Source organism: Candidatus Endolissoclinum faulkneri L2 (assembly GCF_000319385.1).
Lineage (GTDB): Bacteria > Pseudomonadota > Alphaproteobacteria > Thalassobaculales > Thalassobaculaceae > Thalassobaculum > Thalassobaculum faulkneri.
In genome coordinates, this window is sequence record NC_019566.1 from 592,042 (window position 1) to 604,915 (window position 12,874).

Annotated in this window: 8 protein-coding genes; all 8 read right to left on the minus strand. The window is 34.8% G+C overall.

Annotated elements, in window-relative coordinates; genetic code table 11:
- Positions 1-1,091: 1,091 nt before the first annotated feature.
- The 8 genes from A1OE_RS01830 to A1OE_RS01865 all read right to left on the minus strand — a co-directional run bounded on the left by A1OE_RS01830 (position 1,092) and on the right by A1OE_RS01865 (position 12,796).
- Positions 1,092-2,489 carry an NAD(P)(+) transhydrogenase (Re/Si-specific) subunit beta gene (locus A1OE_RS01830; protein ID WP_015088333.1) on the minus strand — a complete coding sequence of 466 codons (1,398 nt, stop codon included), beginning with the start codon at positions 2,487-2,489 and terminating at the stop codon, positions 1,092-1,094.
- A gap of 16 nt (positions 2,490-2,505) precedes the next feature.
- The gene (locus A1OE_RS01835) at positions 2,506-2,952 is read right to left on the minus strand and encodes an NAD(P) transhydrogenase subunit alpha part 2 (protein WP_015088334.1); all 447 of its coding nucleotides are present in this window, start codon (positions 2,950-2,952) and stop codon (positions 2,506-2,508) included.
- 78 nt (positions 2,953-3,030) lie between these two features.
- Entirely contained in the window at positions 3,031-4,170 is a 1,140-nt protein-coding gene (locus tag A1OE_RS01840) for a Re/Si-specific NAD(P)(+) transhydrogenase subunit alpha (RefSeq protein WP_015088335.1), read from the minus strand.
- 1,289 nt (positions 4,171-5,459) lie between these two features.
- Entirely contained in the window at positions 5,460-7,427 is a 1,968-nt protein-coding gene (gene uvrC / locus A1OE_RS01845) for an excinuclease ABC subunit UvrC (RefSeq protein ID WP_015088336.1), read from the minus strand.
- A 235-nt stretch (positions 7,428-7,662) separates the two neighbouring features.
- Positions 7,663-8,415: an SDR family oxidoreductase gene (locus A1OE_RS01850; protein WP_015088337.1), complete on the minus strand. Its 753-nt coding sequence runs from the start codon at positions 8,413-8,415 to the stop codon at positions 7,663-7,665.
- A gap of 30 nt (positions 8,416-8,445) precedes the next feature.
- A complete protein-coding gene (locus tag A1OE_RS01855; RefSeq protein ID WP_015088338.1) occupies positions 8,446-9,393 on the minus strand; it encodes a calcium/sodium antiporter in 948 nt (315 codons plus the stop codon).
- A 1,544-nt stretch (positions 9,394-10,937) separates the two neighbouring features.
- A complete protein-coding gene (gene fabD, locus A1OE_RS01860) occupies positions 10,938-11,813 on the minus strand; it encodes an ACP S-malonyltransferase (protein WP_015088342.1) in 876 nt (291 codons plus the stop codon).
- Complete coding sequence (locus A1OE_RS01865; protein WP_015088343.1) at positions 11,810-12,796, minus strand: acyltransferase domain-containing protein; 987 nt, start codon at positions 12,794-12,796, stop codon at positions 11,810-11,812. Before A1OE_RS01865 ends, fabD begins: the two co-directional genes overlap by 4 nt.
- Positions 12,797-12,874: the final 78 nt, after the last annotated feature.

The window sequence follows — 12,874 nt, forward strand, 5'->3', positions numbered from 1 at the left end:
AATATAGCAATTGCACGCGATTATTTTGTTAAATAAATTCCAGAATAAAGTTTTTAACGACTAAAATAATAGTGCTAGCTATTGCCATGGTATTAGAACATGGTCCTGACATATTTGTATAATAGTCAAACACTTAGTGAAGTATAACAATAAAAACACTAATTAACTAATAATTTAAATTATGGTCAGCAATGAAGTTATAATTTTTTAATTAAAATAGCCTTTATACTTTAGTTAACTTGATAATCTTCTAAAATTCCATCAATACTTTATAAGTGCTTAGTCTTAATTACCTTATCCATTATATTGTCGTGCAATAGTTTTTAAACTAATTTATTAAGAGTTAAGGGTTCCTAAAAGAAGAACATAAATTATTTTTTACGATAAATTAAATAGACTATAAGATCATAAAGCATACTGATAGATTAAAAAATTATTCGATCAATTTTTACGTTACTTTATTATTGTTATATGAAATAAGTATTCTCTTATGGTATCATGATGATCTTCTGTTAATTTAGTATATTCCTCAAAACATTTAAGAATCATGATATTTATTATATACAAATAACATGTATTGGTATTTTTAAGCAAAACTTAATTATATTAAACATTTTTAGTATTATAGTCGATACCATTTTATGTAGGTAAAATTTTTTTTAGAACTGCAGTTATTAGCTAAAGTTTTTTTTATTCTTTGTAAATTTAACATAGTAGTGCAATAAATTAACTATCTTCACTAAAACTATCTAGTTTGTTCATAAATTTTTATGTAATTAAAAATTAATATTGATTATTGTAATTATTCAATCAAACATTTTTTTAAAAATTATTAAATTTGACGTTTATCAAAAAAAAAAAGAATATGAGCATATTGCAAGCATCATATTTTAATCGACAATAATGCTTCTACTGATTTTAATTTATGGCTAAATAACTGGTTAAACTATTTAACCTAAATTAATATTTAGATATCAGCAATAATTAAGCGAATAACAAAGCATTATAAATTACTATTAGCTAAAATAACAAATTTACTAAGATTATTTTTTGCATTTTTAATAGTTTATTATTGATAGAAATTAAAGATTTTAGTTGAGAGATTGAATTATTTTCTCGCACATTTTTTTAGCATCGCCGAATAACATCAGTGTATTTTTTCGAAAGAATAAATCGTTTTCCACACCAGCATATCCAAACGCCATAGAGCGTTTCGTAAATAACACCGACTTAGCATTTTCCACATCCAGTATAGGCATACCGTAAATTGGACTTGAAGGATCGTTTTTAGCTGCAGGATTAGTCACGTCATTAGCGCCTATCACAAAGGCTACATCAGTTTGTTCAAATTGACTATTAACTTCTTCTAGCTCGAGTACTTCTTCATACGGTACATTTGCTTCAGCTAGTAGCACGTTCATATGTCCAGGCATTCGGCCAGCAACTGGATGAATTGCATAACGCACAACCACACCTCTATCCTTTAACAAATTTGCCATTTCACGTAATGCATGCTGCGCTTGTGCAACAGCCATACCATATCCAGGAACTATAACGATTGAAGATGCCTTCTTTAATATTAAGGCTGCCTCTCCTGCATCACCCTCCCTTACTGAAATTTGATTGCTTGCTGGTTCACTTTTTTGAAAATCTTTGCTCTTATTTCCAAAACCACCTATAATGACACTAAAAAACGATCGATTCATTCCTTTACACATAATATAACACAATATAGCTCCAGAAGATCCTACTAATGCGCCGGTTATGATCATTAGGTGATTACTAAGTGTAAAGCCGATTCCTGCTGCAGCCCATCCGGAGTATGAGTTGAGCATTGAGACTACAATTGGCATATCAGCACCGCCAATTGGCAAAACAAGACAGAAACCGAGTGTAAGCGCAACAAAAAATATTAGCCAAAAAGCTACTGGACTCTGGCTAAAGCATAATAAGATAACTAGAGTTATTACTATACCGCACATGAGTGCATTAATCGCATGTTGTCCAGAAAAAACAAGCGGATTGCTGGTAATAGTGCCTTGTAGCTTGCCAAAGGCAACAATCGAGCCAGTAAAGGTGATACCGCCAATAGCTAAACCCAAAGCAACTTCAAGAAGCGCTCCCGGTTTCATTAATCCAAGTTTACCTATGCCGTAAGCTTCTGGCTGGTAAAATGCAGCAATTGCTACAAAACAAGCGGATAGACCGACAAGACTGTGAAAAGCTGCAACAAGCTGGGGCAGGGCGGTCATTTGTATTTTGCGGGCAATAATTGCTCCAATTACTCCACCAATGAGGAGTCCTATGGTAATCATTGCATAATTCTGAACTACGTCTAGCGTTAAGGTAGTAAAGATAGAGATTAGCATTCCAACTACACCACAATAATTTCCTGCTCGTGAAGTAGATGGATGAGATAAACCTCGTAGCGCTATGATAAAACAAATACCTGATATTAAATATAGAAACGAAGAGATAGTGCTACTCATGCTATGAGTCCTTCTCTCACTTTAAATTTTTATTGAACATGGTAAGCATACGCTCAGTTACTAAAAAACCACCAGCGATGTTCACACTTGCTAAGATCACAGCAAAAAAGCCAATGATTGAAGAAAAATTCATACTATTAGGACTTGCTGCAATCAGAGCTCCAACGATAATTACGGACGAGATGGCATTAGTGATAGCCATTAGCGGTGAATGCAGAGCTGGAGTCACACGCCAAACAACATAATAGCCGACAAAACAAGCTAGTGCAAATATTGTTAGCCCAACTACCGTCGGGTTAAATCCACTATCATGCAAGATTGGCATCGATTTTGCTTGGCTATAATAGTCTATCGTAGCTGTGTTAGCCTGGGCAGATAAATTAGCGGCCTTCAAAGCAAGATTACTGGCCTCCTCTGCAAGGTTATTTAGTTTATCCGCAAAAGAAATATTTGACATTAACATGACCTATCTGCAGCTAAAAAAAGATGTTAGCACGTTTGATTTTATAAGTTTTTCTTAGGTAATGATTATCGTTCATTTTTATTCATTTATAGATAAAACTAACTCGTTAGTAATCATACCGTTGTTAATTATGCTGGATGACTTAATTATCTCATCATTTTCGTTTATGTTAATATTTTGGCTATCTTTATCGATGATAAGTGTCAGAAAATTTAGTAGATTTCTAGCGTAAAGTGCACTGGCGTCAATTGCTATGCGGCTTGGAGCGTCATTGTACCCAACTATAGTGATTCCATAGGCTTTTACTACTGCTCCTATCTTGGATAATCGGCAGTTACCGCCTTGCTCAACTGCTATATCGACTATAATTGATCCTGGTTTCATTGATTTTACCATACTCTCAGTAATCAAGACTGGGGCTGATTTGCCGGGTATTAAAGCCGTAGTGATCACAATATCCTGATTAACTATTGTTTCTCCAATCAGAGCAAATTGTTTATTTTTATACTCATCACTCATCTCATTAGCATAACCGTCATCTATCTTAGATTGTTTATAATCCATACTTTTGACACCTAAGAAAGTTGCTCCTAGGCTTTCAATTTGCTCTTTTGTATCTACCCGAACGTCCATAGCAGATACTATAGCACCCAGCCGACGAGCGGTAGCGATTGCTTGCAAACCAGCAACGCCGGCACCTATTACTAAAACACGAGCTGGTGGGATAGTGCCGGCGGCCGTTGTCATCATTGGAAAAGAACGACCAAATAAGTTGGCAGCGTCAAGTACGGATTTGTAGCCGACTAAATTAGACTGGGAGGATAGTACGTCCATCGACTGAGCACGGGTAATTCTAGGAACTAATTCTAGAGCAAAGGTGCGCACACCTTGTTTAGCAAGGGTGTTTATTATGTCTTTATCCTTGTAAGGCTCCATTAAGGAAATCAGCAATGCACCATGTTTAAAAAGTGTAATCTCTTCAAATGTAGGTTTTCTAACCTTCAGTACTATATCAGCATCGCCAATCGCTTCTCTTGCGTTGTTGACGATATTTGCTCCAGCAATAGTATACGCTTCATTGGTTATTCCAGCTGATAATCCCGCATCGCACTCAATTGCTACGTTTGCACCGAGGTTGATGTATTTACGCACCGTTTCTGTAGATACTGCGACACGTTTTTCGCCATCTCGACGTTCCTTGACGATACCAATTTTCATCTTAAGACCTCGATTAAATTACTTTATACCAATCAATTATGCCATTGAGTGCACATGGTATGCAAACCAATAACACAATCTGATGATACCCTTAATAAGATAATAAAATTAAAAGTTTATAATTATTCACCGAATTATAGATCTTTTTGAAAATCCAATTAGCTATAAAATTAATTAGGGATTAACTCGAAAATACATTATCCATCTTGTTGCTGTTGTTAACAAAAGCATTTGATTTAATGGCTAGATCAAGATTTCTTAAAGGCAAATGTTTTTTTTGCTTACAGTAAATTTAAGTGTAAATTGTTCTATGTTTGACATTTAGTTAGAATAATTTTAGAAAATTTTATTCTACTCGAATAAGAATCGATAATAATAAAGCTTCATTTCATGTAAAATCTCAGTGTATAGAATGATCCTACAATGACTTTCTAGTTCTTAAGTATTCAATGTTATGGCAAAGTTAATAACGCTATTTACTTTTTTAAAGTCCAAATGACTTATAGAGCATTATAGCAAGTGCGATTGCAGCATAAATAGTTTATTTTTATGAATACAACTAACGTGAAATTCCTTAGTTTCTTAATAAGGCAAGCAACATGCTATAAAAATACAACTAATTTAAAATATTACTGTTTAATATAAAAAATATATTATCGTTATTCAGTACGTAATCCATTATATTACACAGATACTTGTCGACATGAAGAAAGATAACCGTAGAAAATTCTTAAATTATAAATTTGTTCTGTAGATAAAAATATCATAAATCGTATCCTATTTTGGTTTATCATGCTAATTAATAGTTTTAATTTTAATACAAAAATCGTAATTTTTTCATTAACTTTCCCTTAGGTCACAGTTTTTGCGTATTAATTGACCATAGCATATAGGTTTGATTTGCTAGTTAAGCGAGAAATTTGATAAAATCATCTCAGCATTTTTTTCATTAATTTATTTGATAAATAGATTAGTCTTCTCTGGAAGATATTATGAATTTTTGTCAGTACTACATTATAGTATCTATGTGTATAATTAAAATACTAACGAATAATCATATCTCAATATTTTAACTTACTGCCTGCACCAAACATTTAATCCCCATAATAGCAAATTTATTTCGAATCAAAATATGAATATTAAATATTTATTGTCTTGTTAAATTTACTATAGTTACACGCTAAATCAAGTTTTATAGATTATCTGCTGTCAATTAAGTTAAAAGTTCGACACTTAATAAATTTGTATCAGTAAATGTCGGAAATTTTCTAATAAATTTAAATGATTTTTCATTCATCATTGTGAAAATAACTATAAACTTTTTTTGCTAACGTTGCACTGATACCTTTTACTGCTTTTAGATCGTTAAAGCTTGCCCGGTGAACATCTCGAACTGAACCAAAATGGTGAATAAGAGCCTTTTTGCGATTTTTTCCAATACCCATAATTTCATCCAACCGATTGGTGTTAATGCGTTTAATGCGTTGCACCCTATGGTTAGCTATAGCAAAACGGTGGGCCTCATCACGTAACCTCTGTAAGAAGTGCAGCACTGGTTCGGATGCTTTCATGATAAATGGTTTGCGACCAGGTAGAAAAAAGCGCTCTCGACCAGCATTACGATCTTGACCCTTAGCGAGAGCTACTACTGCAATATTGTTGATCATAAGCTTGTGTAATACTTCGCAAGCTACATTTAATTGACCCTGGCCGCCATCGATTAATATTAAATCTGGCCAACCTTCTGATATGCAACCTTGATTTTCTTTCGCAACTTGACTAAACCTTCTTGTTAATACTTGTCGGAGCATTGCATAATCATCGCCAGCTGGCACTTTGTAATTTCCTTCATCTTCAGTAGCTTTTTTTTTGCTAATATTGCTTATGTTAAACTTACGATAGGCATTTTTAATTAATCCATTTGGCCCTGCTACTATCATAGCACCGACTGCGTTACATCCTTGTATATGAGAGTTATCGTATACTTCAATGCGTTTGAGCGTAGTATTAATGCCGAAGGCGATAGCAACTCCTTCTAGTAATTTACATTGATTTTCACTTTCAACAATTCGGCGAGCAAAGGCTTGATGAGCGTTAGTTAGAGCATAGTCTATTAATTTACGACGCTTACTACGCTGTGGGTGCAATAGTTCAACTTTACGTTTAGCTCTTCTGGAAAGGTCTTCAGCTATCAATTCGCTTCCGGAAACATTATGACTGGTGAGCACTAACTGTGGAGGAACCTTGTTGTCATAGAATTGGCCAATAAATGCTGCTAGCAAGTCTTCTGATCTAGCCTGCTTATCATGGTCAAGAAAATAAGCTCGGTTACCAAAATTATTGCCAGATCGGAAGAAAAAGACCTGAATACAAGTTAGTCCGTTTTCTCCGTACATAGCGATTACGTCTGCATTCTCCGATTCTTTTAGGTTGATCTGTTGATCAGCCTGGATAATTGTCATTGCGCGTATGCGGTTGCGGTATATGGCTGCGGTTTCGAAGTCCAAAGCTTCGGCTGCTTTCTGCATTTTATTAGCAAATTCTTGCTGTATCTGGTTGCTTTGGCCAGTTAAGAATCTTTTCACATCTTCTACTTGTTTGGCATATTGCTCCTCGTTCACATAGCCGACGCAGGGGGCTGAGCAGCGTTTGATTTGATATTGTATACACGGCCGTTGACGATTGCTGAACATGGTATCGTTGCAGTTGCGTAATAAAAATGCACGCTGTAGAGCAGTTATAGTACTAGTGACTGAGCTAGCTGATGCGAATGGGCCAAAATAATATCCTTTTATTCGCTGTATTCCGCGATGTTTCATTATATGTGGATACTGGTGGTTTTTAGTAAGTAAAATGTATGGGAAAGATTTATCGTCGCGGAGTAATATGTTAAAGCGTGGTTGCAAATGCTTAATTATGTTATTTTCAAGCAAAAGGGCTTCTATGTCCGTATGAGTACGTATGATTTCCATAGATGCAGTTTCGCTTACCATACAGAAGATTCGGTATTCTAACTTGGCTGGTTTGGTATAGTACATTACCCTCTTTTTTAAGTTGCAAGCTTTACCAACGTAGAGTACGTTACCATCTGCATCTAACATGCGATATACCCCGGGAGCATTTGGTAAAGTATGTACTTGGGCTTTGATCACATCTACACCGCGTTTAATATCAGCAACACGCGTGCCACTATCCCTAGTATGCTTATTTTGTAAGCAAAATCTACTGTACTTATTATTTTTTAATAACCTATTCATTATTCGTTTAACGAAATTTTATGTCATTTATTTTCTAAAATTATTAGGATAATAATACCCTATGAAATTTTAAAAGAAAATCTCATAATTACACTAAAAGTGAGACATTTATAGTTAAGTTAAATTTAAGATAAAAAATAAATTAAAAGCTAATAGACTACATAAATTTTAATATTTTCTGTTTTTGCATGATTGTACTTTATAGCTCTTTGGTGTTTCAACAAACTTAATCCTGCTAATAGCATACAAGGTGCTGACCGCTATCTACTGCGATCATCTGGCCTGTTACTGAATGTGCGCTAACTAGAAAAATTACTGCGTCAGCCACTTCATCTGGGGTAGGATTGTGTTGAAGTGGTGTTGCTTGAGATTGACGATCAAACTCTTCTTTATCTTGGTGAATATTCGGTAAGATGGGACCTGGGCCGATTCCGTTTACCCGAATTCGTGGCGCAAGCTCTAAGGCGAGGATACGAGTTGCAGCCCATAAGCCAACCTTAGACAGCGTATAAGACAAAAATTTATCGTTTAAATTCCATACTTTTTGATCAATAATGTTTATTATGACTCCTTCGTTTTTTTTGGGTAAGCGGGTAGCAAAATCTTGCATAAGAAATATAGGTGCCCATAGGTTTGGAATCATGTGTCGATCCCAAGAGGCTCGAGTAACGGTTACTAGACTATCTTGTTCGAAGATAGAAGCATTATTAACTAATAATCCAATAGGACCGAGAGCAATTTCGCACTGGAGAATGAGGGCTTTCAATTGAGATGTATCAGCGAGATTAGCACGGATAGGTTCGGCGTTTACTCCCAAATTACGTAAATTGCGCACTGTAGCTTCTGCTTCATCAGCTGAATTATCATAATGGACAGCGATATTCCATCCTTTGGAGGCCAAAGCCATAGCAATAGCTTTTCCTACACGACGAGATGAACCAGTCACGAGCGCCGTTTTGGGAAGTAACTGATCGATGTAGTTTGCCATAAAAAAACTCAGTTAGAAAAAATTAAATGGTCAAATGAAAAATTGATAAATAATAAAAATTACGTAAGTCGTTAAAAATACCATGGCCCAAGTTCTATTAAACTTTGGTAAAACAATGGCCATTGCGATAAACAGGATAGTAACACTCAACATAAACCATAAATTTAGTATTGTTACGTCTTGGGGTACAGGCAAAGGGTTGACTAAGGCAGTTATTCCTATAATACCCATCGTGTTAAAAATATTGGATCCTATTATATTACCCAGCGCCAAGTTGTTGTGTCGGTGTAATGCAGCAACGATTGTAGTGGCAAGCTCAGGCAGTGAAGTACCTACGGCAACGATAGTAATTCCAATAACTGTTTCTGAAATACCGATATGATTTGCTATGCTCACCGCTCCATCTAGTAAAAAACGAGCTCCAGCAAGCACAGCAATTAAACCTCCTGACATGTACAAAAAGATACACCATCCTTTTGTTATTAAGAAGTCACTTTTTTCAACTTTCTCGGTACTTAAATCATTATTCTGTCGTTGTTCTTCTCGATAGCAGTAGAATAGATAAACGAGGAGTATTGTAACCATAATCGCACCATGCCAACGCTCAATGATGCTGTTGTTTATGCTTATGCCAACAAAAATCATAGTTCCAATTATTAGAATTATTCCATCTCGTCGGATGTTGACGCTGTTACAGAGGAATGGAGAGATCATGCCAACAATTCCAATCAGCAGCAAAATGTTAGCGATATTAGATCCGATTACATTACCAATAGCGATTCCAGGTAAACAGTTTATTGCTGCCTTGAAACTGACAAATAATTCAGGTGTTGAAGTACCGAAGCCAATTACGGTAAGGCCTACTATATGAGAGCTAATGTTTATCCGTTGAGCAAATGCAACTGCGCCCTTGATCATTATTTCTGCGCCAACGAGAAGCAAGACTAGCCCTACGAAGATAAAGCCTAACGATATCATATCTTTCTCTCAGACTTAATAGCTAGTCACGTACTGAAGGTATTTGAGAACATTTATGCTATTAATCGTAGTTCAGCCAAATATATGAATGGTATTGTTAATTAGTATTTTATAAAACCATTAATAAATAGTTTGTCCTAAAAGGCTATTATAAATAGTTTATTGAGCAATATACTAGATAAATGTAAATCGTTATTTATTAGGATTATTGGGCATGATTGAATTTTCGATTTTATAAGATAGATCGATAATTGACAAGGCAATCATAAATTGCATATCTATAATAGATGATCAGGCAGATTTATGCTAGCTGTTATACAGTTTCAGGTTGTTATTTTTATTATCCAAAAGTTTACATGTATCAATTGATATTCATTAAGGTTTAAGATATCAAAAGCGTTGACTATAGGAATTTAGCTTTTCATTATGTTTGATTGCTATTCCAGTATTGGAATATTTACGCGATTTTTGTAAAAATTATTTATGATTTATCGATTTTCACCACAATACATTGCTTTTTGTCTTTTTTAATTTTAATGTTGTTGTGAGTAAAGTCACTACTTATGCTGAGAACAGATACAACTAAATATAATTTTACTTAGTAATTTTTCTCTAAAACATTTCAAGTTATTCACTCTTAACTATAATGTATAGAAATTTAGCATGATTCAATCAATAAAAGAATATCAGTCCTTTTCGGTAATTAAGCAATTTAGTACATGTTACTTTGTGTATTCCAAAAAACATATCAATTTAAAAGAAAACAAGCTTTTTATTCATTATACTTGAATGTTTTATAACGATTGGCAGTATGATCTAATTTTTTGATCTTATCTTTAACGGTACATTGTCGATATTCTCCCTGTATTCTGCTTAATAAGCAAATCTGTTTTAATCTAATGAATTGATATTCTTTATATAATTACTACTCTTTATCTGTGAATTGTATTAAAAATTTTTTTACTCTTAAACTAACATTCTATATAGATAGAGTTTAGTACTTGTTTTTATTATTCCGAATGACGTATAAATAGGAAGGAAACTAATAATTTATTGTTCTCCTTTGTATTGGCAGGCAAGCAATTATTATCTCATTTCACCTCTAAAGTTTTCACCTAATAGAAATAACCATTTGCATAAATAGAAGTATTAAATAATAGAATTACAATTCTAAACGCTTCATAAATAAAATATACTGTATATCAATATACTATATTAACTTTATTAAATGGCTACAAAAAGCTTTTAGTTAGTTTTATTTTGTAAATTTGTTACAAAATAAAACTAATCATTTAATTTAATATTATTAAACTTATAATATTCAGTAATAATGATTGCCTGCTTAACTTTGTTACTCAGGCAATCTAAATTCATTAGCGTTTAGTATCGAAAGATACATTATCCATTTTAAGTATGGATTGACTAAATAATTATACCATAATAAACCACACAACATCGTAATTATTTAAGCTAAAATAGAAAAAGCAAATTTCTACAGATAAGCCCTAAGCAAGTAATTTAAGAGATAGTAAAACAATGTTTTACTATCTTCCTACGGCCTTGTTTGGCAAGGTAACCATACTAATCTCATTAATTAACTTGCTTAAAATATTACCATAACCAATTTCCTCGAAATTTGCATTGGTTTCTTGCATCAGGTACTGAATGCTTTCAACCCAGCGTACTGTGTGATCGATTTGCTGCACTAAATTATGAGAAATTTCATCATCACGATAAGGTAATGCGGTTAAGTTAGCAATTACCGGTAACATGGGTGCTTTAAAGGAAAAACCAGCAATAAAGGCACCAAAAGCATTTTTAATAGGTTGCATGTAACGCGAATGGAAAGCTGCGCCAACGTTTAGCGACACTACTCTTACATTACTCCTTTTTTCGCAAGTCAAGGCAATGGCTTTTAAATCTTCGGTTGGTCCGGCCAACACTATTTGTTTAGGCGCATTGTGATTAGCTACATCTATTTCTTTATTCTCATTCTCTGCTAGAATGTCGTGGATTGCTTCAATGTTTAATCCGATAACTGCTATCATAGCACCATCTGAAACTTCACTCATCAACTTACCGCGACGCTGTACCAAACGTATTCCATCTGCAAAGGAAAATACTTCAGCAACAAATAGCGCATTGTACTCTCCAAGACTATGGCCAGTAACAAATGCAGGCTTTTCTCCTAACTCTTCAAGTCGAGCTAAATATGATAGTGCATTAACAATAAAAAGCGCTGGTTGAGTAAATTGAGTACGTATTAAATCACCATTTGGGTTTTCTAGGCAAAGAGTTTTGATGGAATATCCAAGAATATCATTCGCTTCCGCTACAAGATCCGGATAGCGATCAAATAAATTTTTTCCCATCCCTTTTGCTTGGGAACCTTGTCCAGGAAAGACAAAAATTTTAGTCATACTAGCCTCTCTACTGCTTGGTTAAAAGTACGAATGTCATGTCCGAACTGATTCATAATAATAATCGCTGGCCGAGCTACTTTTTTGCTCTGCTCTGAAGAGTCGGTATGGCGATTTGAGATCCTAAGAAAGCCAGCCAATGTGCCTGATGGCCCTACATCCACAAATCGCGTGGTATAATTATCGGCCAATGGAACAATGGTATCGTAAAACCGCACTACGTTACGAGCTACTTGCCAGAAATGATAAGGTTTGAATTCATGAATTTCGCTGCTTAAGGCGCATGAATGCACGGGAATGTTTGGTGAAGAAAAAGAAAGTTGTTCCGTTATCTCGGAAAAACTTTCTTGGGCACTATCTATTAATGGCGTATGAAAGGCAAAGCGAATTGGTAGTACAGCATGGCTAAGACCATGAGAGTTGAGTGCTTGTATAAATGCACTGCAGTCAGTTTTGGCCATACCGTAAACGTAATGAGCAGGTGCGTTTACCGCTGCTAAATGTACTCGCTTGCGTAGATATAATGGCATTGCTTCTGTTACCATTTCAGTCAACGAAAGTACAGCAACTAAGCATCCTGGATTAACCAACTTCTCAAATACTGCTGCTTGGGTCTGTACTGCCCACATAGCTTCTTCAGGAGTCAAAGCACCTGAGACCACCGCACTAATGGTTTCACCTAAACTATAACCTAGTACTCTATTAGGAAAGATGCCTCGTGCTGCCAAAGTATCGGTTAGTGCCAGAGAAACTGCGACAATCAAAGGATGGGTTTCTATCAAGTTGTCAAAATACATGCTCTCAGAAAGCGGCCGAGAAAATATAATTTCTGTCAGTTCGCGTCCATTAATCATTCCTACTAAGCTGCTATAACGTTTAAGTGCGGCACGATATATTGGATCATGTTCCCATAGCTCTCGACTCATTTGGTAATATTGCGCACCCTGTCCGGAATACATGAAAATGATTTCTTTGCTGCTCATGGTCCTTCTCCAGTACGACTAGGCAGAGTACTAAAAATTAAACTTTGCAATATCTTAGTACTCATAGTATTTTAAATG

Bases quoted from the DNA above. Each gene is read 5' to 3' on its own strand.
- A1OE_RS01830 (WP_015088333.1), bottom strand. From the start codon at position 2,489: ATGAGTAGCACTATCTCTTCGTTTCTATATTTAATATCAGGTATTTGT.
- A1OE_RS01835 (WP_015088334.1), bottom strand. From the start codon at position 2,952: ATGTTAATGTCAAATATTTCTTTTGCGGATAAACTAAATAACCTTGCA.
- A1OE_RS01840 (WP_015088335.1), bottom strand. From the start codon at position 4,170: ATGAAAATTGGTATCGTCAAGGAACGTCGAGATGGCGAAAAACGTGTC.
- uvrC (WP_015088336.1), bottom strand. From the start codon at position 7,427: ATGAATAGGTTATTAAAAAATAATAAGTACAGTAGATTTTGCTTACAA.
- A1OE_RS01850 (WP_015088337.1), bottom strand. From the start codon at position 8,415: ATGGCAAACTACATCGATCAGTTACTTCCCAAAACGGCGCTCGTGACT.
- A1OE_RS01855 (WP_015088338.1), bottom strand. From the start codon at position 9,393: ATGATATCGTTAGGCTTTATCTTCGTAGGGCTAGTCTTGCTTCTCGTT.
- fabD (WP_015088342.1), bottom strand. From the start codon at position 11,813: ATGACTAAAATTTTTGTCTTTCCTGGACAAGGTTCCCAAGCAAAAGGG.
- A1OE_RS01865 (WP_015088343.1), bottom strand. From the start codon at position 12,796: ATGAGCAGCAAAGAAATCATTTTCATGTATTCCGGACAGGGTGCGCAA.